The sequence below is a fragment of the Streptomyces coeruleorubidus genome (assembly GCF_008705135.1).
Lineage (GTDB): Bacteria > Actinomycetota > Actinomycetes > Streptomycetales > Streptomycetaceae > Streptomyces > Streptomyces coeruleofuscus.
This window is the reverse complement of sequence record NZ_CP023694.1, coordinates 7,163,307-7,188,302: the sequence shown is the minus strand read 5'-3', so window position 1 is coordinate 7,188,302 and position 24,996 is coordinate 7,163,307. Positions and strand designations below refer to the sequence as shown.

The 24,996-nt window shown below is 69.2% G+C and carries 17 protein-coding genes; 3 read left to right on the top strand and 14 right to left on the bottom strand.

Annotated elements, in window-relative coordinates; translation table 11 throughout:
* Nucleotides 1-11: 11 nt before the first annotated feature.
* Complete coding sequence (locus CP976_RS33195; protein ID WP_150483612.1) at nt 12-1,028, bottom strand: PLL family lectin; 1,017 nt, start codon at nt 1,026-1,028, stop codon at nt 12-14.
* Between the two features lie 81 nt (nt 1,029-1,109).
* Between CP976_RS33195 and CP976_RS33190 the strand changes: the two genes are divergently transcribed.
* A complete protein-coding gene (locus CP976_RS33190; protein WP_150483611.1) occupies nt 1,110-1,481 on the top strand; it encodes a PIN domain-containing protein in 372 nt (123 codons plus the stop codon).
* Nucleotides 1,482-1,732: 251 nt separating this feature from the next.
* Here the strand turns inward: CP976_RS33190 and CP976_RS33180 are convergent, their stop codons facing one another.
* From CP976_RS33180 to ngcE, 9 genes are all read right to left on the bottom strand, one after another.
* Nucleotides 1,733-3,232 carry an amino acid permease gene (locus tag CP976_RS33180; RefSeq protein ID WP_150483609.1) on the bottom strand — a complete coding sequence of 500 codons (1,500 nt, stop codon included), beginning with the start codon at nt 3,230-3,232 and terminating at the stop codon, nt 1,733-1,735.
* A gap of 136 nt (nt 3,233-3,368) precedes the next feature.
* Nucleotides 3,369-5,336, bottom strand: a complete 1,968-nt coding sequence (dxs, locus tag CP976_RS33175; RefSeq protein ID WP_150483608.1) for a 1-deoxy-D-xylulose-5-phosphate synthase — start codon at nt 5,334-5,336, stop codon at nt 3,369-3,371.
* 179 nt (nt 5,337-5,515) lie between these two features.
* A complete protein-coding gene (locus tag CP976_RS33170; protein ID WP_086854988.1) occupies nt 5,516-6,817 on the bottom strand; it encodes a sugar ABC transporter permease in 1,302 nt (433 codons plus the stop codon).
* A complete protein-coding gene (locus CP976_RS33165; RefSeq protein WP_086854987.1) occupies nt 6,814-7,605 on the bottom strand; it encodes an ATP-binding cassette domain-containing protein in 792 nt (263 codons plus the stop codon). Before CP976_RS33165 ends, CP976_RS33170 begins: the two co-directional genes overlap by 4 nt.
* Nucleotides 7,606-7,835: 230 nt before the next feature.
* A complete protein-coding gene (locus CP976_RS33160) occupies nt 7,836-8,936 on the bottom strand; it encodes an ABC transporter substrate-binding protein (RefSeq protein ID WP_167537590.1) in 1,101 nt (366 codons plus the stop codon).
* 133 nt (nt 8,937-9,069) lie between these two features.
* Nucleotides 9,070-10,281, bottom strand: coding sequence for an ROK family transcriptional regulator (locus CP976_RS33155; RefSeq protein WP_150483606.1), 1,212 nt, complete (start codon nt 10,279-10,281; stop codon nt 9,070-9,072).
* Between the two features lie 329 nt (nt 10,282-10,610).
* Nucleotides 10,611-11,534 (bottom strand): carbohydrate ABC transporter permease, encoded by a 924-nt coding sequence (locus tag CP976_RS33150; RefSeq protein ID WP_150483605.1) that lies wholly within the window; start codon nt 11,532-11,534, stop codon nt 10,611-10,613.
* 4 nt (nt 11,535-11,538) lie between these two features.
* A complete protein-coding gene (locus CP976_RS33145) occupies nt 11,539-12,465 on the bottom strand; it encodes a carbohydrate ABC transporter permease (protein ID WP_150483604.1) in 927 nt (308 codons plus the stop codon).
* A gap of 42 nt (nt 12,466-12,507) precedes the next feature.
* Entirely contained in the window at nt 12,508-13,962 is a 1,455-nt protein-coding gene (ngcE, locus tag CP976_RS33140) for an N-acetylglucosamine/diacetylchitobiose ABC transporter substrate-binding protein (protein WP_150483603.1), read from the bottom strand.
* 367 nt (nt 13,963-14,329) lie between these two features.
* Between ngcE and CP976_RS33135 the strand changes: the two genes are divergently transcribed.
* Together CP976_RS33135 and CP976_RS33130 are read left to right on the top strand one after the other, a co-directional pair.
* Complete coding sequence (locus CP976_RS33135) at nt 14,330-18,127, top strand: GH92 family glycosyl hydrolase (RefSeq protein ID WP_190146833.1); 3,798 nt, start codon at nt 14,330-14,332, stop codon at nt 18,125-18,127.
* A gap of 20 nt (nt 18,128-18,147) precedes the next feature.
* Entirely contained in the window at nt 18,148-20,145 is a 1,998-nt protein-coding gene (locus CP976_RS33130) for an alpha-glucuronidase (RefSeq protein WP_150483602.1), read from the top strand.
* A 12-nt stretch (nt 20,146-20,157) separates the two neighbouring features.
* On the opposite strand, the gene CP976_RS33125 is transcribed toward CP976_RS33130, so the two are convergent.
* The 4 genes from CP976_RS33125 to CP976_RS33110 are packed head-to-tail and all read right to left on the bottom strand — an operon-like array spanning nt 20,158 to nt 24,942.
* Entirely contained in the window at nt 20,158-22,164 is a 2,007-nt protein-coding gene (locus CP976_RS33125; protein ID WP_150483601.1) for a beta-galactosidase, read from the bottom strand.
* Nucleotides 22,161-22,871, bottom strand: coding sequence for a hypothetical protein (locus CP976_RS33120; protein WP_150483600.1), 711 nt, complete (start codon nt 22,869-22,871; stop codon nt 22,161-22,163). The genes CP976_RS33125 and CP976_RS33120 overlap by 4 nt, the downstream gene beginning before the upstream one ends.
* Complete coding sequence (locus CP976_RS33115) at nt 22,841-23,290, bottom strand: hypothetical protein (protein WP_150483599.1); 450 nt, start codon at nt 23,288-23,290, stop codon at nt 22,841-22,843. The genes CP976_RS33120 and CP976_RS33115 overlap by 31 nt, the downstream gene beginning before the upstream one ends.
* Nucleotides 23,287-24,942, bottom strand: coding sequence for an ABC transporter substrate-binding protein (locus CP976_RS33110; protein ID WP_150483598.1), 1,656 nt, complete (start codon nt 24,940-24,942; stop codon nt 23,287-23,289). Before CP976_RS33110 ends, CP976_RS33115 begins: the two co-directional genes overlap by 4 nt.
* Between the last annotated feature and the right edge of the window lie 54 nt (nt 24,943-24,996).

Below are 24,996 nucleotides of genomic sequence, written 5' to 3'. Positions count from 1 at the left end.
GGAACGGGATGTCAGATCTCCCGCCAGGCCTCCAGCGCGAGCCCCGGCTCGTCCTTGCGGCGGGTGAGCAGCAGCTTCCCGGTCGACGGGGAGAGGGAGGCCGCGACGACCTCGTCGTGCTCGTCGAGCGCCAGCGACACCGTGGCGTCGGCGGGCAGTTGGGGGCCTGACTCGGTCCACCAGGCCCCGGCGGACTCCAGTTCGGTCGGATAGGCGGCGAAGGCGACCCGGCCGCTCGACGACCGCTGGGCGAGCACGGTGCAGTCGTGCCCCTCGATCTCACAGCGCACGGCGGACACGGACCCCGGCCCGGCGGAGGCGATGAGCGTCACCGGCTTCTCCCCCGGGCGCCAGGCGCACAGGTCGCCGGAGACGTCCGTGAAGAAGAGGGTGGTGTGCTCGGCGGACGTGGAAAGGGCCCGGAGCGTCCCCGCCCGGACCGCCACCTCCACGCCCTCGGTCCGCACCGGCGTCTTTCCGTGTTCCTCCTGCCGCCAGTGCACGATCCCACCCGGCCCGGACGCGTACACCTCGACCATCCCCGACTCCCCCGTCACCGCGGCCAACTCCCCCTCGACGTCGTGCCCCTCCAGGTTCTGCCAGGGCCCCCAGCCGCCCTTCACCTTCTGGTTGCGCAGGCTCACCCCGCCGCCGTTGTTGCGGACGAAGACGTAGGCGCGCCCCGCGGAGTCCACGGCGACGGCCGGCGGGCCCGTCCGGTCGCCCTTCTTGTCAGGGTGGCCGATCGGGACCCAGTCCAGGGGCGCGAGCCGGGGCCGGAAGTGGGTGGAGTGCACGAGTCCCGACTCGCCCGGCACGGTGGGCCGCCAGGCGGCCAGATGGGCGTAGCCGTCGGCACCCTGGCCGACCGCGACACCCGGGTGCAGCTTCTGGGTGCCGCCGACGGTTCGGGGTGCGTCCCAGGAGCCGGCGGGGCCGCGTTCCGCACGGCACAGGACGGCGTCGCCGGAGGGCAGGTAGACGGTGAGGCGGCCGTCGCGGCCGCGGATGAGCCAGTCGCCGTTCACCAGTTCACTTTACGCGGGCGGGGTGGCCGGCCGCCGCGCCCGCCCCTGCCTGGCCGAGATCCGCCGTGCGACCCTGGCCACATGAACAGCAACGCTCCCCTGCTTGTCGTCGTCGACGCCGCGAACGTCGTCGGCTCGGTGCCCGACGGCTGGTGGCGCGACCGGAAGGGGGCGGCGGAGCGGTTGCGGGACCGGTTGGCGTCGGACGGGGTGCCGGGGGTGGACGGGCCGGTGGAGGTCGTGCTCGTGGTGGAGGGGGCGGCGCGGGGGGTGGAGTCCGTGGCCGGGGTGCGGGTGGAGTCGGCGGCGGGCAGTGGCGACGACCACATCGTGGACGTGGTCGCGGGGGCGGGTGCGCGTCCGGTTCTGGTGGTCACGGCGGACCGGGAGCTACGGAGGCGGGTCGGGGAGCTGGGGGCGGAGGTGACGGGACCGCGGTCGGTACGGCCGTAGGTGCGGGGGCGTTTCTGCCGGGGCGGGCTGTGTCGCAACCCGGCGTTGCGGGGTGCCGCCAACTCCTGCCGGGGCGGGGTGGGTCCGCAGCCCGGCGGAACGGGGTGCCGCTGCGCCCACCCGTGCCGCCCTGGGGGTACCTCCCAGGCCCTTAAGGCACTGGGGGAGGCACGACTGCCCGCAGCTCACCTACACGCACCCCCACCGAAGCCGCACAGGCCGCCGCAGGCACCCCGCCCGACCGCCGGCGGCTAGAGCGTCTGCTCGGGCCTTGTCTCCTCGCCCTTCGCGAGGCGGCTGTGTGTGCGGCCGTACAGGAAGTACACGACGAACCCGGCGGCCATCCAGATGCCGAACCGCACCCACGTCTCGGCGGGCAGGTTGATCATCAGCCACAGCGAGGCGCACACCGACAGGATCGGGATGACCGGCACCCAGGGGGTGCGGAAGGACCGGGGCAGGTCGGGACGGGTCCGACGCAGGATGACCACGCCGATCGCGACGACCACGAAGGCGAACAGCGTGCCGATGTTCACCAGGGCGGCGAGCTCCGTCAGCGGAGTGAAACCGGCCAGGATTGCGATGACCACGCCGAGCAGGATGGTCGGCCGGTGCGGGGTCTTGAACCGCGGGTGGACGCGGGAGAAGAAGCGGGGCAGCAGCCCGTCGCGGCTCATCGCGAAGAACACCCGGGTCTGCCCGAGCAGCAGGATCATGCACACCGTCGTCAGACCGACCGCGGCGCCGAAGCTGATGAATCCCGCGTACCAGGGATGCCCGGTGGCCTTGAACGCGTCGGCGAGCGGCGCGTCGACGGACAGCCGGCTGTAGTGCTGCATACCCGTGACGACGATCGACACGGCGACGTACAGCGCGGTGCAGATGAACAGCGAGCCGAGGATGCCGCGCGGCATGTCGCGCTGCGGGTTCCGGGTCTCCTCCGCCGCCGTGGCCACGACGTCGAAGCCGATGAACGCGAAGAACACGACCGACGCGGCGGTGAAGATGCCCATCACGCCGAAGTTGGAGGGCGCCCAGCCGAACATGAGCTGGATCAGCGGGGAGTCGAGACTCGCCCCGGCCTCCACGGGCTGCTCCTTCGGGATGAACGGGTCGTAGTTCTCGCCCTTGATCAGGAACGCGCCCGCAATGATCACGACGAGGACGACCGTCACCTTGATGGCGACGACGATCGACGTGATCCGCGCGGACAGCTTCATGCCGAGGACGAGGATGCCCGTGAGAACGAGGACGAGCGCGGCGGCGAGGAGGTCGAAGCCGAAGACGTCGGAGCCCTCTCTGCTGCCCAGGGCCGCGGGCATCGCCCAGCCCGCGTTGTCCATGAGCGACTGGATGTAGCCCGACCAGCCGACGGCCACCACCGCCGTACCGAGTGCGAACTCCAGAACCAGGTCCCAGCCGATGATCCAGGCGGACAGTTCACCGAGGGAGGCGTACGAGAACGTGTAGGCGGACCCGGCGACCGGGACCGTCGACGCGAACTCGGCGTAACAGAGAGCGGCCAGGGCGCAGGCGACGCCGGCCGCGACGAACGCCAGAGCCGTCGCGGGACCGGCGTTGTTCTTCGCGACCGTTCCGGTGAGGACGAAGATGCCGGTGCCGATGATCACGCCGACGCCGAAGACGGTCAGATCCAGCGCGGACAAGGATTTCTTGAGCGCGTGCTCTGGCTCCTCGGTGTCGAGGATGGACTGCTCGACCTTCTTCGTCCGGAAGAGGGTACTGCTCACGGGGTACCTCCCACGCTTGTCGTCCTCGACATGATCGAGAGGGGGCACCATCCGTATGCCCCGGCACGGACGCATTCACGCCAATGGGCCGGTTCCACCACCCTTCACGGTGGTCGAACCGGCCCATTCAGCGGTGTCAGTCGCGCGCGGGTTCCACGGAGTCGACGGCGTCGGCCGCGGAGTGCTCGGTGGGGGTCCCCCCGCTCGAGCGCAGCCGAGAGTGGGGGAGGCCGTCCAGCTTGGCGACCAGCCCGGTCACCTGCCGGGCGATGTCCGGTGCCGTGAGGCCGATCTCGGCCATGACCTCGGCGCGCGAGGCGTGGTCGAGGAAGCGCGGCGGGATGCCGAAGTCGCGCAGCGGCACGTCGACGCCCGCGTCACGCAGCGCCTGCGCGATCGCCGAACCGACACCACCGACCCGGCTGTTGTCCTCGACGGTGACGACCACGCGGTGCCGCTCGGCGAGCGGGGCCATGGCCTCGTCGACGGGTTTGACCCAGCGCGGGTCGACGACGGTGGTGGAGATGCCCTGCTTGTCGAGCAGACCGGCGATCTCCAGGCACATCGGCGCGAGGGCGCCGACGGAGACCAGCAGCACATCGGGCCGGTCGGTGCCGGGCTCGCGCAGCACGTCCATGCCGCCGACGCGGCCCACGGCGGGAACGGCGGGACCGACGGCGCCCTTGGAGAAGCGGACCACGGTCGGCGCGTCATCGACCGCGACGGCCTCGCGCAGTTGGGCACGGACCTGGTCGGCGTCACGCGGCGCGGCCAGCCGCAGCCCCGGCACGACCTGGAGGATCGACATGTCCCACATGCCGTTGTGGGACGCCCCGTCCGTGCCGGTGACACCGGCCCGGTCCAGGACGAAGGTCACCCCGCACTTGTGCAGGGCCACGTCCATCAGCACCTGGTCGAAGGCGCGGTTGAGGAACGTGGCGTACACCGCGAACACCGGGTGCACACCGCCCGTCGCCAGGCCCGCCGCGGACACGGCGCCGTGCTGCTCGGCGATGCCGACGTCGTAGACCCGTTCGGGGAAGCGCTTGGCGAACCTGTCCAGGCCCACCGGCTGGAGCATGGCGGCGGTGATGGCGACGATGTCCTCGCGCTCCTCGCCGAGCTTGACCATCTCCTCGCCGAACACGGACGTCCAGTCGGCGCCGGAGGAGGCGATCGGCAGGCCCGTGTCGGGGTGGATCTTGCCGACGGCGTGGAAGCGGTCGGCCTCGTCCTGGAGGGCGGGCTGGTAGCCGCGGCCCTTCTCGGTGAGGCAGTGCACGATGACCGGCCCGCCGAACCGCTTGGCCCGCGCGAGCGCGGACTCCAGGGCCTCCAGGTCGTGTCCGTCGATCGGGCCGACGTACTTCAGGCCGAGGTCCTCGAACATGCCCTGCGGGGCGATGAAGTCCTTCAGGCCCTTCTTGGCGCCGTGCAGGGTGCCGTAGAGCGGCCGTCCGACGACGGGGGTGCGCTCCAGCACCTCCTTGGTGCGGGCGAGGAACCGCTCGTAGCCGTCCGTCGTCCGCAGCGTCGCGAGGTGGTTGGCGAGACCGCCGATGGTCGGCGCGTAGGACCGCTCGTTGTCGTTGACGACGATGACGAGGGGCCGGTCCTTGGCGTCGGCGATGTTGTTCAGCGCCTCCCAGGCCATGCCGCCGGTCAGCGCGCCGTCACCGATCACGGCGACGACGTGGCTGTCGCGCTCGAGGAGCTCGTTGGCCTTGGCGATGCCGTCGGCCCAGCCGAGGACGGTCGAGGCGTGCGAGTTCTCGATGATGTCGTGCTCGGACTCGGCCTGCGAGGGGTAGCCGGACAGGCCGCCCTTCATCTTCAGCTTGGAGAAGTCCTGACGGCCGGTGAGGAGCTTGTGCACGTAGGACTGGTGTCCGGTGTCCCAGAGCACCTTGTCCTTGGGCGATTCGAAGACCCGGTGCAGGGCGATGGTGAGCTCCACCACGCCGAGGTTGGGGCCGAGGTGACCGCCGGTCTTGGAGACCGCTTCGACAAGGAAGGTCCGGATCTCCTCCGCCAGCTGGTTCAGCTCCTCCAGGCTGAGCCGGTCCAGATCGCGCGGTCCCCTGATACGGGTCAGCAGCGGCACCCGTGCCTCCTTGCAGTAGAGCTGTTGCCGGGCTTGTCGAGTCTAATGTTCCGCCTTCGCGGGCGACGCCGAGGCCATGCGTCGTACGTCACGCGTTCGGCTGTACCCAAGTTGTGCCACACCTACGACATGACTGTGCCCGGCACTCACGGTGCCGGGCACGGTCATGTTCTTCGGAGCTACGCGCGCCCTGCGGTCTTCTGCGTCTTGCGCGTCACCGCGTCGATCACCACCGTGGCCAACAGCACACCACCGGTGATCATGTACTGCACGGGAGAAGCGATGCCCTCCAGGGCGAGCCCGTACTGGATCGACACGATCACCAGCACACCGAGCAGCGCGTTCCACGTCCGCCCACGACCGCCGAACAGCGACGTACCGCCGATCACCGCGGCGGCGATCGCGTTCATCAGCAGGTCACCGCCACCGGCACCCTGGTTCGCCGCGGCGATCTTCGACGCGATGAACAGACCGCCGACCGCCGCGAACGTCCCGGAGATCGCGAAGACCGAGATCCGGACCATCTCCACGTTGATACCGGCCCGGCGCGACGCCTCGACGCTGCCACCGAGCGCGAACACCTTCCGGCCGTACGCCGTGCGCCGCAGCACGAAGTCCGTGACCAGCAACACCACGATGAAGATTACCACGGCCAGCGGCAGGCCCTTGTACTGGTTGAAGACGATGGCGACGGCGAACGCGACGACCGCCAGCAGCACCGTCCGCACGATGGTCTCGCTCAGCGGCCGCGACGGCACCCCCGCTGCCTCCCGGCGCCGGTTGCCCAGGAAGGAGCTGAGGAAGAACCCTGCGGTCACCACCGCGGCCAGCCCGTAGGCGGCGGCCACGTCCGAGAAGTAGTAGCTGGTCAGCTGGGCCACGACCCCGTCCGGGTCGAGGTTGATCGTGCCGTTGTCACCCAGGATCTGGAGCATGAAGCCGTTCCAGAACAGCAGTCCGGCCAGGGTGACGGCGAACGCGGGAACGCCGATCTTCGCGAAGAAGAAGCCGTGCAGCGCGCCGGCGACCGTGCCGGTGACGATGGCCAGCAGGAAGGCGAGCCACTCGTTCATGCCGTTGGTGACGTTCAGCACGGCGAAGCTCGCACCCGCCACACCGCTGACCGAGCCGACCGACAGGTCGATCTCGCCCAGCAGCAGCACGAACACGATGCCGACGGCGATCATGCCCGTGCCGACCATGGCGACGGACATGTCGGACAGGTTGCCCGCGGTGAGGAAGTTGGAGTTCAGGCTCGTGAAGATGATCCAGATGATCGCCAGGCCGATGACGACCGGGATGGAGCCCAGGTCTCCGGACTTCATCTTGCGCTTGAACTCGGTGACGTAGCCGGCGAGGCCCTGCTCGCGCACCAGCAGCCGGGGGTCGACGACCGTCACGGCCGCCTTGGCCGCCTCGGGGTTCTCCACGACGTGGTCTTCGGGGGCTCCCGTGGCCGCGGAGGTCTTGTCGATGCTCACTTGGAACCCTCCCCGTTCGTGCGCGCCGCACGGCGGGTCACGGCGTTGTCGGTGGCGCCGGTGATGGCGGAGATGATCTCTTCCTGCGAGGTCGACTTGACCTCGAAGATGCCGTTGTTGCGCCCGAGGCGCAGTACGGCGACCTTGTCCGCGACGGCCTTGACGTCAGCCATGTTGTGGCTGATGAGGATCACGGCGTGGCCGCGCTCGCGCAGCCGCTCGACCAGGTCGAGGACCTGCGCGGTCTGCTCGACGCCGAGGGCGGCGGTGGGCTCGTCGAGGATGACCAGCTTGGGCTCGCCGAGCATGGACCGGGCGATGGCCACGGTCTGGCGCTGGCCGCCGGACAGCGAGGCGATCGGGATGCGGACGCTGGGGATGCGGATCGACAGCGTGTCGAGGAGCTCGCGGGAGCGGCGCTCCATCTCCACCTCGTCCAGGACACCGCGCTTGCGGATCTCCCGGCCCAGGTAGAGGTTGCCGACGACGTCGATGTTGTCGCACAGCGCGAGGTCCTGGTAGACGGTCGCGATGCCCAGGTTCTGGGCGTCGTGCGGTTTGTTGATCTGGACGGACCTGCCGTCCCATTCGATGACGCCCTCATCGATGGGGTGCACGCCGGCGATCGTCTTGACCAGCGTGGACTTTCCGGCGCCGTTGTCGCCGACCAGGGCGACCACCTCACCGGCGTGGACCTCAAGCTCTACGTCGGTGAGCGCCTGTACGGCACCGAACCGCTTGGAGACCCCGCGCAACGCCAGCACGGGCGTAGCGGACACGTGAACCATCTCCTTCGCCGCCTGACCCGGCGGGAGGTTGTGCAGAAGTGTGGGAGGAGTGATCACTCCGGCGCCCCGCGTAGCTTGCGGGGCTGGTATGGCGGGGCGCCGGAGGAACTCGGGGCAGCGGGTCCCGTACGGGAGTGGCGGGAGTCCGGACACGGACTCCCGTACTCCCTCAGGGACCTGGCGACTGCCTGCCTGAGACCGATTGCCTACTTGAGGCCGATCCCGATCGCCTACTTGAGGCCGATCTTGTCGCAGGCGGCCTTGTACTTGCCGGAGCAGATCTCGCTCACGGTGTAGATGCCGTCCTTGATGACGGTGTCGTTGATGTTGTCCTTGGTCAGCGAGACGACCGGGACCAGGACGGACGGGATGGCCTTGGTGGTCGGGCTGTCGACCTTGTCCTTGGCGATCGAGTCGAGCGACTTGCCCTGGGCGAGGGCGACGGCCATCTCGGCCGCGACGTCCGCCTCCTGCGGGTAGGGCTTGTAGACGCTCATGTACTGCTCACCGGTGACGATGCGCTGCACGCCCGCGAGTTCGGCGTCCTGGCCGGTGACGGGGATGTCGGCGATGCCGGCCGCCTTCAGGGCGGTGATGATGCCGCCCGCCATGCCGTCGTTGGCGGAGTAGACGCCGACGATCTTGTCCTTGCCGAGGGCGGAGATGGCGCCCTCCATGTTGGAGTTGGCGTTCTCCGGCTTCCACTCCTTGGTGTCGTACTCGCGGCCGACCTTCACCTTGCCGTCGAGGACGGAGTGGGCGCCCTTCTTGAACTGGGCGGCGTTCGGGTCGGTGGACGACCCGTTCATCATGACGATCTGGCCGTCCTTGGCCTTGTCGCCCAGGGCCTTCAGCAGGGCCTCGCCCTGGGTCTTGCCGACGGTCTCGTTGTCGAACGAGGTGTAGGCGTCGATCGGGCCCTCGGCCAGGCGGTCGTAGGCGACGACGGGGATGCCCGCGTCCTTGGCCTTCTTCACCGAGCCGGCGATGGCCTTGGAGTCCACCGCGTCCACGATCAGCACGTCGACCTTGTTGGTCACCATCGTGTCGACCTGCTGGTTCTGCGTGCTGGCGTCCTGCTTGGCGTTGGCGTAGACGACCTCACCCTTGTCGTTGGTGAGTTCCTTGACCTTCTTCTCGATGAGCGGCCGGTCGAACTTCTCGTAACGGGCGGTCGCGTTCTCGGGAAGGAGCAGGCCGACCTTGATGTCGTCGCCCTTCTTGGCGGACCCGGTGGAGTCGGCGCTGTCGCCCGACTCCTTGGCGCTGCCACAGGCAGCAAGCGAAACGGCCATCGCACCGGCGGCAATCGCAACAGCGGCGCGACGCATACGCGTGTTCACTTCAGAAACCTCCCTGACGAGGCCGCGACATTGCGGCCGAGGTGGCTGGAAGTCAACTCGGCCACACGTGCGACGTCAAGAAGTAAATCCTTAACGAGATGGCAACGGTGCCATCCGTTCTCTAAGTGAAGGCAGGGGTCGCCGCTTGCAGCGCCCCGACGGCAGTGCCGTCCAAAAGTGTTGAATCGCCCATCTCGCTGAGGGCCAGCGCGAGCGCTCCGAGCACCTCCGCACGGCCGCCGAGAGCCCCGGGGAGAACGGAAAGCTGGCGTGCCGCACTGGGAATGGCGTAGCGGCCCACGGACTCCCGGATCGGCCCGAGCACCAGCTCACCGGCCTCGGCGAGATCACCGCCGAGGACCACTCGGCTCGGGTTCAGCAGGTTGCAGAGATTGGCGACTCCACTGCCGATGTGGCGGCCGACGTCGGCGATCACCCGACGGCAGCCCGGGTCTCCGTCCCGCGCGAGCCGTACGACGCCTTCCATCGTCAGGTCGGTGCCGTGGCTGGACTGGAGGAGCGGGAGCACGTAGCGCGCGGCCGCGAAGGTCTCCAGGCAGCCGCGGTTTCCGCAGCGGCAGACGGGGCCGGATTCGTCGAGTGTAATATGTCCGATTTCTCCGGCGGTACCGCCCGGGCCGCGGTAGATCTTGCCATTGATCACCAAGCCCGCGCCGACACCGCTGGCGACCTTGATGTACGCCAGGTCGCGCACGCCGCGGCCGCTGCCCCAGACCATCTCGCCGAGGGCGCCGAGGTTGGCGTCGTTGTCCACGTGCACGGGCACGCCGAGGCGGCCGTGGAGCTCCTCGGCGGGCTTCGTCCCCGTCCAGCCGGGGAGGATCGCGGTCGAGCCGAGGGTGCCGGACTCCACGTCGATCGGGCCGGGCACGCCGAGGCCGACGCCGGCGATCTTGGTCCGGTCGACGCCGGTGGCCTCGATCAAGCGGCTGACCAGCTGTTCCGCCCGGTCGAAGCCCTGGGTCGACGAGGCGTCGACGTCGAGTGGCTCGGACTCTTCGGCGAGCACCTGGTGGGCGAGGTTGCCGATGGCGACGCGCAGGTGGGTGTGGCCGAAGTCGACCCCTATGACGATGCCGGCGTCCCCGCTGAGGGACACGCTGCGGGCCCTGCGGCCGCCCGCCGAGGTGGGTGTGACCTCGACCGTGCCGCCTTCCTTCAACTCCCGGACGATGTTGGACACCGTCGCGGCGGACAGGCCCGTCGTCCGCGCGATCTCGGCCTGGGTGAGGGAGCCCGCCAGGCGCACGGCTCGTACGACCCGCTCCAGGTTGGCTCGGTGCAGCGACGACTGCGACCCCGGAGTCTCCACGACGACCTCCTGCGCGCGGGGCCGCTTCGATGAGGCCCCGTCAATGTCCAACTAGTGAACTCTAAGCTGAGCCGTTCGGGTCGCCTCCCGTCAAGAGGTTGAACCGATTCAGGGTGTGTGCATGTGGTTGCAGAGGGCGACGCGTACCTCCGGTGGTCGGGCGGGGTGCCTGCGGCGGCCTGGGGCTGCTTCGGTGGGGTGCGCGTAGCGCCTGCCGGGGTGTGGTGGGTCGGGGCCGGGCGCGTCGTGGCCGCTCTAGCTGCGGGCGATCGCGCCACTCCAGTGCCTTGAGGACCTGGGAGTGCCCGGGTACTGGGACCCGGCAGCCGTTACTTCAGCGCACCCGCCGTCAGCCCCTGCACCACCTGGCGCTGGAAGATGATGTACGCGGCGAGCACCGGCAGCATCGCCATCACCAGGCCCGCGAAGAGGCCCGACCAGTCGCCCTTGTAGCCCTGGCTGACCGCCAGCTGGACGAGGCCCTGGGTGAGGACGCGTTTGTCGGGGTCGGTGTTCAGGACCGTGGGGAGCATGTACTGGTTCCACTGGCCCAGGAAGTTGAAGATGCCGACGCTGATCAGGCCGGGTTTGGCCATAGGCAGCATGATCTGGAAGAACGTCCGGCTGTGCGAGGCGCCGTCGACGAAGGCCGCCTCGGCGATCGAGGTCGGCAGCGTGCGGAAGAACGCCGTCAGGAAGAACACCGTGAAGGGCAGCGAGTAGGCGATGTAGACGAGGATCAGGCCGTGGATGGTGTTCAGCAGGCCCATGTTGTTCACGACGTAGAACAGCGGGACCAGCGCCAGCATGATCGGGAAGCTCATGCCGCCGATGAACAGGTAGTAGATGAAGCGGTTGCCCGGGAAGTCGAAACGGGCCAGGACGTAGGCAGCCATGGAGCCGAGGACGAGCGTGCCGACGAGGGAACCGCCGACCACGAGGACCGTGTTGAGGAAGTAGTCGCTCATGTTGGCCTCGGTCCACGCCCGCGACCAGTTGTCGAAGTGCAGCGTGTCCGGCAGTGACCAGGGCGAGGAGAAGATCGATCGGTCGTCCTTGAAGGACGTCATGACCGCCCAGAGCAGCGGCATCACCACCATGAACGCCCAGATGACGAGGATGCCGTGGGAGAAGGCGTTGAGGACCGTGCCCTCCTTCTTCTCCTTCGGGGGCCGCGGCGGTGGCGTGTCCGTCTTGGTGATCGGCGCGCCGGACTCGGCCGGGAGGGGAGCGGGGGTTTCGGTCGTCTTCATCTGATCAGTACTCCAGCCGCTCGCGACGGCCCAGCCGCATCACCACGGCGGCGAAGGCCAGCGTGACGACGAGCAGGGCGACACCGATGGTGGTGGCGTAGGCGGCCTGCCCGTCACGGAACGCCTTCTGGTACACGTACAGGACCATGACGGTGGTCGAGTAGTCGGGACCGCCCGGCCCGGTCGTCATGATCTGCACGACCGCGAACGACTCGGCGCCCAGGGCGAGGATGCCCATGTAGACCCAGCCCGACTGCACGGTGTCCCAGAGCAGGGGCAGCGTGACGCGGAAGAACGTGGTGACCCGGTTCGCGCCGTCCAGGAGCGCCGCCTCGTACATCTCCGCCGGGATGGAGGCCATGCCGGCGGAGAAGAGGACCACGAAGAAGCCGACCGTGGACCAGACGAGCACCGCCATCACGGCCCACAGCGCCAGGTCGGGGTCGCCGAGCCACAGGGGCTGGACGTCGCCGAGGCCGATTCCGCGCAGGACCGAGTTGATCGCGCCGCTGTCCGGGTTGTACGCGAACGCGAACAGCAGCGCGACGATGGCGATCGAGAGGACCTGCGGGAAGAAGTAGACGATTTTGTAGAAGGAGGAGCCGCGGACGCCGGAAACGACCGGGCCGTTCTTCCTCTTTCTGCCGCCTACGTTGATCATGAAGGCGAAGAACAGTGCCAGGCCGATCGTCACGACCGGCAGCAGGAGCGCGAACAGCAGGCTGTGCTGCAACGACTTCCAGAAGATCTCGTCGTCGAGCATCCGGTTGTAGTTGTCGAAACCGACCATCTTGAATTCGGGACTCAGGCCGGTCCAGTCCGTGAACGAGTAGTAAATGGACTGGATGAACGGCCAGATCACGAAGAGCGCGTACAGTCCCAGGGGCAGCGCGAGGAAGCCCACGATGAACCGGTACTTGCCGTGCTGCATCGCCACTCCGGTGCCGTTGCGGAAATTGGGTTTCCGGTGCCGTTACTGGTGCTTGTAGTGCTTGATCGAGTCGTCCTTGGCGACCTCGTCGGCGTAGGCCTGGATCTTCTTGACGGCCTCGGCCGGGGTGAGGCGGCCGGCCATCATCTCGCCCAGGCCGGAGACGCCGATCTTTTCCTTCTGCAACTGGACGTACCAGTCCTGGAGGCGGGGATTCACCACGTTCTCGCCCGCCTTGTCCAGTGCCGCGACACCCGATTTCAGACCGGGGGTGAGGGCGATGCCGTCCGTGCCGCCGTTGTACGCGGTCAGCGACTTCACCTTGCCGGTGAAGTTCTTCGAGGACGCCTCACTGAGCATGATGCGCAGTTGCTCCATGCCGCCCTCGGCGTTCTTCGCCTTGGACGGGACGATGAAGGGCTCGCCGCCGGAGGCCCAGATGGTGCCGAAGGGCAGCTTGTCGGAGGAGTCGATGCCGGTGGGCGCGGAGACGGCCAGATCGAAGTCCTTCGGGATGACGTTGGCCGACTCGTTCTCCACCCAGGAGCCGTTCGGGATGAACAGCGCCTTGCCCTGGGCCCACGCGGTCTGCGACTGGATGTGGTCCAGGCCCGGGGTGCCCTTGAGGACGTAGCCCTTCTTGTAGAGCTCGTAGTACGCGTCGAAGCAGGCCTTGACGGCCGGGTGCTTCCAGGCGTTCGGCTCCAGGTTGTCGATGGCGTCGAGGACCTCGCGGCCGCCGACCTTGCCGATCATCGGGTAGAGCGAGAAGGGGAGGTAATACGGGTATTTGCCCGCGTATGTCCAGCCCGCCATGCCCTTCTTCTTGGCCTTCTCGCAGACGGCGAGCATCTGGTCCCAGGTCTCCGGGTACTGCTCGTCGAGCGAGTCCAGGGCCTTCTGCGAGTACCAGACGCCGTAGACCGTGTAGGCGTAGTAGAGGATCCAGACCTTCTCGCCGTCGAGCTGGCCCATCTCGACGATGCCGGGGCGCAGCGTGTCGCGGACCTTCTTGGCCGGGTCGTCGTAGGAGGGCGCGTCCAGCAGCGGGGTGAGGTCGGTGAGCTGGTTCTTGCCGGCCAGGACGCCCATGTCCATCTGCTCGGCGCCGGAGTTGTCGATGAGGTCCGGCGGGGTGCCCTGATTGAAGCGGGGCTGGAGGGTGGACTGGATCTTCTGGGTGGCGGAGAACTTCACCTTCGCCTGGGGGAAGTTCTTCTCGTAGATCTTCACGGCGTCCTCGGCGTACTCCTTGCCGAAACCGCCGTCGAACAGGACGAATTCCATGCCCGCGGTGTCGTTGACGCCGAGCGGGTTCTTCGCGGTCTTCTTGCCGGCTTTGGCCTTGTCCCCGCTGTCATCGCCGCCGCTGCTGGCGCAGGCGGACAGGAAGCTCATCGTGGGAACGGAGATCAGCCCGAGCGCGGCGGACCTTTTGATCAGATCACGGCGGCCGACACCCTCGGTGCCGCGGTTCTCGGCGGAAGTGGATCCCATGCTCAAGTCCTCGCCTTCTCCAGGACTCAGGCGGTGAACCGGATCCTTCCGGCACCGCGATCGGGTCAAGCTGGGTCGTGCAGGGAAGTGCGGGTGGTGACGTGCGGATCGTGTGAAGCGTGCGACAGGTATAGTCCACTTCCCGTCAGCGGATCAAGATCGAACACAGGGTTGGCCATGGGTCTTATCCGAGTTGAGACCTGGCGGAAAGTCAGGCGCTCCGTCTGTTTCTCGGCGGAAATATCCCGGTCACCACCCCCGAACGCCACAAGCAACACCCTTGACACCTCCGGGCACTTGGGCAACTACTGGTCCTTGCGCGTCGAAGTTGACAACGTTGTCCACTGCGCAGGGAGGGTACCCGTAGATGCAGCGGAAAGCTCGGCACAGATGGGGTTCGGCGGTCGTGTCGGCGACCGCCTTCGCTTTGGCCCTGGGATCCCAGGGCGTTGCGGTCGCACTGCCCGAAGCCCCCGAGAAGACCGACCGGAGGTTCGCTTCCTCGTTCGAGTCGGACGACCCGGTTCCGGACTGGTCGAACACCGTCGACACGGGCCCCGACGGCGGCAAACGCGCCTCGGGCGTCGACGGCGGCTACAGCAGCGGCATACCGGGCAATGTGACCGACCAGGTCACCGACGTGCGGGCCAGTGGCGAGAACACGGGCGGGGGCGAGGTGAAGGAGAACCTCGTCGACGGCGAGCCGAGCTCCAAGTGGCTCACCTTCGAACCCACCGGCTGGGTGGAGTTCGACCTGGACAAGCCGGTCAAACTAGTGCGATACGCACTGATATCGGCCAACGACCACGACGAGCGCGACCCGAAGGACTGGACCCTGAAGGGCTCCTCCGACGGCAAGGAGTGGAAGACGCTCGACACCCGCTCCGGGGAGTCCTTCTCCGAACGGTTCCAGACGAAGACGTACGACCTGGCGGAACCGGCCGAGTACCGGCACTTCCGGCTCGACGTCACGGGCAACAACGGCGGCGACATCCTCCAGCTCGCCGACGTCCAGTTCTCCACGGGCGGAAGCGACGGACCCGTCCCGCAGGACATGCTCTCCCTCGTCGACCGGGGCCCGACCGGATCCCCCACCGCCAAGGCGGGCGCAGGATTCACCGGAAAGCGCGCCCTGCGTTACGCCGGCCGGCACACCGCCGACGGACGGGCGTACTCGTACAACAAGGTCTTCGACGTGAACGTGGCCGTGGGCCGGGACACGCGGCTGGCCTATCGCGTCTTCCCGTCGATGGCGGACGGCGACCTCGACTACGACGCGACGAACGTCTCCGTCGACCTCGCCTTCACCGACGGCACCCACCTGAGCGACCTGAGGGCGACGGACCAGCACGGCTTCCCGCTGACCCCGCGGGGGCAGGGCGCGGCGAAGGTCCTCTACGTCAACCAGTGGAACAACGTGGTCGCGCGGATCGGGTCGGTGGCGGCCGGGAAGACCGTGGACCGGATCCTGGTGGCGTACGACTCCCCCAAGGGCCCGGCGAAGTTCCGGGGCTGGCTGGACGACGTGACCATCGAGTCCGTCGCCCCCGAGCGGCCGAAGGCGCATCTGTCCGACTACGCGGTCACGACGCGCGGCACCAACTCCAGCGGCGGCTTCTCTCGGGGCAACAACTTCCCGGCGACGGCGGTGCCGCACGGCTTCAACTTCTGGACGCCGGTGACCAACGCGGGCTCGCTGAGCTGGCTGTACGACTACGCACGTGCGAACAACGCGGACAACCTGCCGACGATCCAGGCGTTCAGCGCGAGCCACGAGCCGAGCCCCTGGATGGGCGACCGCCAGACGTTCCAGGTGATGCCGTCGGCCGCCTCCGGCACCCCGGACACCGGCCGGGAGGCCCGTGAGCTGGCCTTCCGGCACGAGAACGAGACCGCGCGGCCGTACTACTACGGGGTGCGGTTCGAGAACGGGCTGAAGGCCGAGATGGCGCCGACCGACCACGCGGCGGCCCTGCGCTTCACCTACCCGGGTGACGACGCGAGTGTCCTCTTCGACAACGTGACGGATCAGGCGGGGCTCACGCTCGACAAGGACAACGGGATCGTCACCGGCTACTCGGACGTGAAGTCCGGCCTGTCGACGGGCGCGACCCGGCTGTTCGTCTACGGCGAGTTCGACAAGCCGGTGACCGAGGGCTCGTCGTCCGGCGTCAAGGGCCACCTCCGCTTCAAGGCCGACGACCGGACCGTCACCCTGCGCCTGGCGACCTCGCTCATCAGCGTCGACCAGGCCAGGGACAACCTCCGCCAGGAGATCCCCGACGGCACCTCCTTCGAGGCGGTGAAGCGGAGCGCCCAGCGGCAGTGGGACCGGCTGCTCGGCAAGGTGGAGGTCGAGGGCGCCACCCCCGACCAGATGACGACGCTGTACTCCAGCCTGTACCGGCTGTACCTGTACCCGAACTCCGGTTTCGAGAAGGTCGGCGGGACGTACAAGTACGCCTCGCCCTTCTCCCCCATGCCGAACCCGGACACCCCGACGCACACCGGCGCGAAGATCGTCGACGGCAAGGTGTACGTCAACAACGGCTTCTGGGACACCTACCGGACGACCTGGCCGGCGTACTCGTTCCTCACGCCCGGCAGGGCGGGCGAGCTGGTCGACGGGTTCGTGCAGCAGTACAAGGACGGCGGCTGGACCTCGCGCTGGTCCTCCCCCGGCTACGCGGACCTCATGACCGGCACCTCCTCGGACGTGGCGTTCGCGGACGCGTACGTCAAGGGCGTCGACTTCGACGCGAAGGCGGCGTACGACGCGGCCGTGAAGAACGCCACGGTCGTACCCCCGAACTCGGGCGTCGGCCGCAAGGGCATGGCCACCTCCCCCTTCCTCGGCTACACGAGCACCGAGACCCACGAGGGCCTGTCCTGGGCGCTGGAGGGCTACCTCAACGACTACGGCATCTCCCGCATGGGACGGAAGCTCTACGAGGAGACCGGCGAGCGGCGCTACAAGGACGAGTCGGAGTACTTCCTGGACCGCGCCCGCGACTACGTGAACCTCTTCGACCCGAAGGCCGGTTTCTTCCAGGGCCGCGACGCCAAGGGCGACTGGCGGGTCGAGTCCTCGAAGTACGACCCGCGGGTGTGGGGTCACGACTACACCGAGACCAATGGCTGGGGGTACGCGTTCACCGCCCCGCAGGACAGCCGAGGCCTGGCCAATCTGTACGGCGGCCGGAAGGGTCTCGCCGACAAGCTCGACGCGTACTTCTCCACGCCGGAGACCGCCTCCCCCGAGTTCGTCGGCTCCTACGGCGGTGTCATCCACGAGATGACCGAGGCGCGGGACGTGCGGATGGGCATGTACGGGCACTCCAACCAGGTCGCCCACCACGCGATCTACATGTACGACGCGGCCGGGCAGCCCTGGAAGGCGCAGGAGAAGGTCCGCGAGGTGCTGTCCCGGCTCTACACCGGCAGCGAGATCGGGCAGGGGTACCACGGCGACGAGGACAACGGCGAGCAGTCGGCCTGGTACCTGTTCTCCGCGCTCGGCTTCTACCCGCTGGTGATGGGCAGCGGCGAGTACGCGATCGGCTCCCCGCTGTTCAGGAAGGCGACCGTCCATCTGGAGAACGGACGCGAGCTGGTGGTGAAGGCGCCGGAGAACAGCGCGCGGAACGTGTACGTGCAGGGGCTGAAGGTCAACGGCCGGACGTGGACGAAGACCTCGCTGCCCCACTCGCTGGTCGCCAAGGGCGGTGTCCTGGAGTTCGACATGGGTCCGCGGCCGTCGTCCTGGGGCACGGGCGGGCACGCGGCGCCGGTGTCGATCACCCAGGACGACGAGGTGCCGACGCCCCGGGCGGACGTGCTCGACGGTGAGGGCGCCCTGTTCGACGACACGTCGGCGACGGACGCGGCGGTGACGTCCGTGGACCTGCCCGTATCCGAGCGCGCCAGGGCGGTCCAGTACACGCTGACGTCGTCGGCGGACCGTGCGAAGGCGCCGAGCGGCTGGACGCTCCAGGGCTCCTCCGACGGCACCACCTGGCGGACGCTGGACCGGCGCTCCGGAGAGTCCTTCGTCTGGGACAGACAGACACGCGCGTTCAGCGTGAGGTCGCCGGGTACGTACGAGAAGTACCGCCTGGTCCTCGACGGCGAGGGCACGCTGGCGGAGGTCGAACTGCTCGCCTGAGCAGCCGAGTTGGGGGTCCCATGCCGCTTCCCGTGCCCGTCCCGCCCGAGGGTGTCGACCCGGCCTGGCTGCCGCCCGCCGCCTTCCGTGCGGTCGGCGGCCGGCGGACGCTGATCCGTGGCTCGGGGCCGCTGGCGGAGACGGTGCACGGGGAGGTGGCGGAGGCCTGCCGGCGGTTCGGGGGCCGGGTCGTGCGGGGTGCCGTAGCGGACGGCACCTACGACCTGGTCCTCGACCTCGGCGACGAGGGCCTCGGTGAAGAGGGCCTCGGTGAAGAGGGCTTCACCTGCGCGCGTGAGGGCGGCACGACGGCCGTCACCGCCTCCGGCGGGCGGGGGCTGCTGTACGGCCTGTTCCACGTCGTGCGCCTGGGCGAGGCGGCGTTCACCGGCGTGTGGGCGCGTCAGACGCATCGCCCCGCCCACGCCCTGCGCATGCTCGACCACTGGGACAACGTCGCCGTGCACCCGGTCATGGGCCAGGTGGAGCGCGGTTACGCGGGCGGCTCGCTGTTCTGGGAGGACGGGCGGGCGCGCGGCGACCTGGAGCGGGTGCGGGCGTACGGCAGGCTGCTCGCGGCATGCGGGGTCAACGCGGTCGCCGTCAACAACGTCAACGTGCACGAGACCGAGGCGCACCTGCTGACCGACCGGATCGGCGAAGTCGCCGCGATCGCCGACGCGTTGCGGCCCTACGGGGTCCGCACCCACCTGTCCGTGTCCTTCGCCGCGCCGGTGGTGCTCGGCGGACTCCCCACGGCCGATCCGCTGGACGAGGCGGTGCGGGGCTGGTGGGCCACGGCGACACGACGGGTGTACGAGGCGATCCCCGACTTCGGCGGGTACGTGGTGAAGGCCGACTCGGAGGGTCAGCCGGGCCCGTTCGCGTACGGCCGCACGCACGCGGACGGAGCGAACACGCTGGCCGCCGTGCTCGAACCGTACGGCGGCACCGTCCACTGGCGGGCGTTCGTCTACGACCACCGCCAGGACTGGCGGGACCGCACGACGGACCGGGCCCGGGCCGCCTACGACCACTTCGTGCCACTGGACGGCGAGTTCGCGCCGAACGCCGTGCTCCAGGTGAAGCACGGGCCGATGGACTTCCAGGTGCGCGAGCCGGTCTCACCGCTGATCGGCGCGATGCCGCGCACCCGGCTGGCGGTGGAGTTGCAGGTCACCCAGGAGTACACCGGACAGCAGCGGCACGTCTGCTGGCTGGGGCCGATGTGGAGCGAGGTGCTGCGCTTCCGGCACGAACCGGAGTCGTCCGTGGGGGAACGGGCGCGGGGCGGGCTGGTCGCGGTGTCCAACGCCGGCGACGACCCGTTCTGGACCGGGCACCCCCTCGCCCAGGCCAACCTGTACACCTTCGGACGGCTGGCGTGGCGGCCGGACGCCGAGCCGCGTGAGGTGCTCGACGAGTGGATCGGGCTGACCTTCCCGGAGGCCTCGGAGCGTCTGCCGGACGGGCTGCACGCGGTCCTCGACGGCTCCTGGCGGACGTACGAGAAGTACACCGCTCCCCTCGGCGTGGGCTGGATGGTGCAGCCGGGCCACCACTACGGGCCGAGCGTCGACGGGTACGAGTACAGCCCGTGGGGCACCTACCACTTCGCCGACCGGGACGGCGTCGGCGTCGACCGCAGCGTGGCGAGCGGGACCGGGTACGCCGGGCAGTACGCCATGCCGTGGGCCGAGCTGTACGAGTCGCCGGACACCTGCCCCGACGAGCTGCTGCTCTTCTTCCACCACGTGCCCTACGGCCATCCGCTGAAGAGCGGGAAGACCGTGATCCAGCACATCTACGACACGCACTTCGAGGGCGTGCAGGAAGTCGAGGAGGCCCGGGAGGTGTGGGCTTCGCTGGCCGGGCTGGTGGACCCGGCACGCCACGCGCGGGTGGCGGAGCGGTACGAGGAGCAGCTCCGCAGCGCCCGCGAGTGGCGCGACCAGATCAACAGCTACTTCTTCCGCAAGTCGGGGATGCCGGACGAGCGGGGGCGCCGGATCCACTGAGAGATCGCGACTCTACTGGAGGATCGCGACGCCCAGGGGGTCGAGGACCAGGGGTTCGCCCTGCTCCACCCGTTTGCCGGTGAGCAGGTCGGTGGCCGTGGTGTGGGCCGTCAGACGGGCCGGTTCGGGGGCGTGGTTGAGGAGGAAGAAGAGGGGGGTGCCGTCGGGGGTGACACGGGTGGCGGTCTCCACCGCGGGGTGGCCGGCGTAGGGGCCGAGCAGGTCGTGGCGGGCCAGGATCCGGCGGACGACCTGGTCGACACCCGGCTGGTCGAGGGCGGTGGCGACGTACCAGCCCTCGCCGTCGCCGAAGCGGTTGCGGGTGACGGCGGGGGTGCCGGCGTAGAAGTCGGTGCCATAGGTGGCGACCGGTTCGGCGCCGCGCGGCAGCACGAGCTCGAAGACGAGCCGCGCCTCGGCCGGCAGTTCGGGGACGGGCTGGGTGAACTCCGGTGGGCGGGCGTCCCATTCGTCCACGCGGATGCCCATCAGCGGGGCGAGCGGGCCGGGGACATCGGCGAGGAAGGCGCGGTCGTGCTCGTCTACACGGCCGGAGAGGAAGGTGGCCAGGACCGTGCCGCCGCGTGCGGCGACTTCTTCGAGGCGGGTGGCGAGGTCGCCCTTGACCATGTGGAGGGCGGGGGCGAGCACCACGTCGTAGGGCGTGAGGTCGGCGGTCTGCGGGATCACGTCCACGTCGGCACCGGCCTCGCGGGCGGCCCGGTAGTGGGCGTGGACCACGTCCGGGTACTTGACCAGCCGGGACGGGCCGTCGGAGATCTCCAGGGCCCACCAGCTGTCCCAGTCGAAGAGGAGGGCGGTGCGGGCCGGGGTGCGGGCGCCGAGTGTCCGGTCGCCCAGGGACTCCAACTCCCGTCCCAGTTCGGCCACTTCGCGGAAGACACGGGTGTCGTCGCGGCCCGCGTGGCCGATGACCGCCCCGTGGTACTTCTCGCAGGCGCCCCGTGAGGCGCGCATCTGGAAGTAGAGGGCCGCGTCCGCGCCGTGGGCGATGGCCTGGAAGGTGGCGAGGCGGAGCTCGCCGGGACGGCGCAACGGGTTGACGTCACGGCAGGCCGTCGTGGACGGGGTCTGCTCCATCAGCCAGAAGGGTGCGCCGTCCTTCAGGCCGCGCATCAGGTCGTGGGCGAGGGCGGGCCGGGTCGGCGGGGCGTCGAGGGGCGGGTAGTTGTCCCAGGAGGCGAAGTCGAGGTGGGGCGCCCAGCGGTGGTAGTCGAGGGGGCGAAAGGTGCCCATGAAATTGGTGGTGACGGGCGTGTCCTGGTCGTGGGCGCGGATCACCTCCTTCTCGGCCAGGAAGCAGCCGAGGAGGGCGTCGGTCGAGAAGCGGAAGTAATCGAGGGTGATGCCCTGGAAGGCGGTGTGGTCGGGGCCGCGCCAGTGTTCGGTGAGGGCGTTGGGCGGCTCGATCTGGTCCCAGTCGGTGTAGCGGTGCGACCAGAAGGTCGTCCACCAGGCGTCGTTCAGGGCGTCGAGGGTGCCGTGCCGGTCACGGAGCCACTCGCGGAACGCCTCGGCGCACAGCTCGCAGTAGCAGGCGCCGCCGTACTCGTTGTTGATGTGCCAGGCGAGCAGGGCGGGGTGGTCGGCGTACCGTTCGGCGAGGCGGGAGGCCAGCGCGGTGGCGTGTTCGCGGTACGCCGGTGAGCTGGGGCAGAAGTTGTGGCGCTGGCCGTAGCGGTGGCGGCGGCCCTCGAAGTCGGTGCGGTTGACCTCCGGGTGCCGCTTGGCCAGCCAGGGCGGGAGGGCGGCGGTGCCGGTGGCCAGGCAGACCTGGCGTCCCTCGGCGGCGGCCCGGTCGAGGATGTGGTCCAGGACCGTGAAGTCGTAGGTCCCCGGGTCCGGTTGGGTGAGGGACCAGGTGAACACGCCGACGGTGAGGGTGTCGATGCCGGCCCGGGTGAACAGGCGGTGGTCGTCGTCCCAGACGGTCTCGGGCCACTGCTCGGGGTTGTAGTCACCGCCGTACGGGATCTTCGGCGTGCGGGGCGCGGTCATGCCGTGAAGTCCTCCTGGGTCTCGGTGATCACCGTGCGGCTGCCGTGCAGCTGGGACAGCAGCAGCGGAGCGGCCAGCAGGGCCGGCAGGGCCTCGGTCAGCAGGGCCGTCATCGCTGCCGTCAGGACGAGCAGGGAGGCGGCGGCGAGGGTGGCGCGGCCGTGCCGGAACAGGAAGTACCCGGCGAGGCGGGCGGTGTCCCGGGCACGGAAGGCGAACAGCGAGGTGAGGACGAGGGCGTGCGCGCCCCAGAGGAGGGAGCCGGCGCCGATCGCCGCGAGCAGCAGCGCCCACCAGGCGGGCAGGCCGGTCGCGGAGAAGTGGGTGAGGGTGAAGGCGATGACCGTCAGCCAGGCCAGCAGGGGTGTCCACAGCTTGAGCGCCGGTACGGCGTTGAGCCGCCAGCCGCGCAGGTAGGCGCGGGCCGGGTGCAGTTCGGTGAGGTCGCGGCTGCGGTGGTGGAGGGCGTAGAGGGCGGCGGACAGGGCCGGTCCGAGGGGCAGCAGGCACAGGGCCGCGAGGGGCAGGTTGGCGGGGTCGGGGCCGAGCAGGAGCAGTCCGGCCAGGCCCGGCGATGCGGCGAGGAGCAGCAGTGCCTCGACGGTGAGGACGGTGTGGATCAGGGCGGAGGCGCGGGAGAGGGCACCGGTGCCGAAGTCGGAGGCGCGTGCGGTGCTCACGCCCCCTCCCGGGCGGGCAGGCGCCATCCGTCCCACCAGGGCGGGGTCTCGTCGGCGACCGGGGTGAGCCCGACGAGGGTGACCTCGTGGCGGCCCAGGGGCAGGGGCAGGGACAGATAGACGCGGCCGGCGTGGGCGGACAGTCGCCGGTGGGTGCGCGGGGGCTCGGCGGAGCCCTGGCCGTCGCGGCGCAGGGCCAGACCGACGCGGCCGGCGTCAGCGGTCGGCCGCCGATAGGTGCACGCGGGCTCAGCAGTGCCCTGGACCTCGCGACACAAGCCCACACCGACACGGCCGACGTCAGCGGCCGACCGCCGACAGGCAGACGCAGGCTCGGCGGAGTCCGGGACGTCGCGGTGCAGGGCGAGGTCGTGGCGGCCGCTGCCGGCGCGGTGTCGCCGGGCGCCGGGCAGCCGGCCGGTCGGCGCGTCGGGGACGCGGATCACCCGTTCTCCTTCTTGAACCGCTCGTACGCCTTGTTGTGCAGGTCGACGAGCTGCTGCATGTTCTTCGACTTCAGTTCGGCGAGGTAGGCGTTCCATTCGGACAGGGGCCGCTTGCCGAGGACGAACTGGAGGGTGTTCTGGATGACGTGGTCCTTGAGCGGGGTGTCCCAGAGGGTGGACTGTTCCTGCTCGAAGGACTGGAGCGGGTGAGCCGGGTCGATGGGCAGCTGCTCGCGCTGGGACATGGCGTCCTGGAACCGCTTCTCGTCCGGGCTGAACGAGGAGGAGACCAGGGCCCAGCTGCCGCCGTAGGTGAAGACGCCGTTGAAGAACCCGTAGTCCTTCTGGAGGTCCTTCGGGGCGTCCGCGTCGGAGCCCATCAGGGAGATGCCGGGCTTCAGCTGCGGACGGCCGCCGGACTCGGTGTAGGTGACGCCCTCGACGCCCCACTTGCAGAACTTCTGGCCCTCGTCGGAGTACCAGAGCCAGTCGAGGAACTGCATCATCGCGACGAAGCTGTCGCTCTTGAGGGCCTTGCTGGACACCATGACGCCGTTCTCCAGACGGGTGCCGCCGAGGACGACCGGGCCGGCCGGTCCGAGGGGCACGGGAACCATCTCGATCTTGGCTCCGTCGACTTGCTTCTCCAGGTTGTAGCGGTAGTTCTGCACCAGCTCCTGGGGGTTGGCGCTGATCGCGTAGGACTTCTCGGCGAGCAGCTTCTGCACGGCCTGGTCGTCGGTCTGGCTGAAGCTCTCGGGGTCCATGAGCTTCTCGGCGACGAGCCCCCGCAGGTACTCGACCATCCGGCGGTAGGCGTCCTGGGCGCCGGTGAAGACGAACTTCTGCGCCTTGTGGTCGAAGCTGATGTTGTCGTACGCCCATCCGGCCCGGACGCCGAAGGCTTGGCCGAGGTAGCCGAACAGGGCGCCGCAGGGGAACGGGGTGTTGGTGCTCCAGCGGTCGGAGAAGGGGTACGTGCGGGGGTATTCCTCCCTGAGCGCCTTGAGGACGTCGTGGACCTCGTCCCAGGTGGTGGGCAGGCTCAGGCCGTGCTTGTCGAGGACGTCCGTGCGGAAGGACAGCGAGTAGCCCGCCTTGGCCTTCTCGTGCAGTCCGGGCAGCAGGTAGTACTTGCCGTCGGACTGGCGGATCGAGTCGAGCTCGGGCTCCAGCTTCCACTTGCGCACCTTGTCGCGGAAGTTGGGCATCAGGTGCACGTAGTCGCTGACCGGGAGGATCGCGCCCGACGAGACGAAGGCGACCTCGGAGGGGTGATACGTCTTGGGGATCAGGAACGGGGCGTCGCCCGCGCCGATGAGGACGCTGCGCTTCTTCTCGTAGTCGGCCAGGGGAACGTCGACGGGCTTGAGGGTGACGCCGGTGCGCTTGGTGAGTTCCTTCCAGAACAGCCAGCCGTCCTTCATGGGGTAGACGGGGTTGTTGTTGTGCAGCACCGAGAAGGACAACGGCTTGGCCGCCTTGAACTGCTGTCCGGCCCGGTAGTTCTTCATCGCCCCGTTCTGCTTCTTCGACAGGTCCTTGCCGTCCCCGCCGTCGTCTCCGCTGCCGCATCCGGTGAGGGTGGCGAGGCCGATGAAGCCGGCGGCGGCGAGTATCTGACGCCGGGAGAGCTGTCCTGCGTTCTGCACGGAGACTCCTTTGTTCCGTAAGCGAGCTGATCCGTAGGCGAGTTGAGGAAGCGG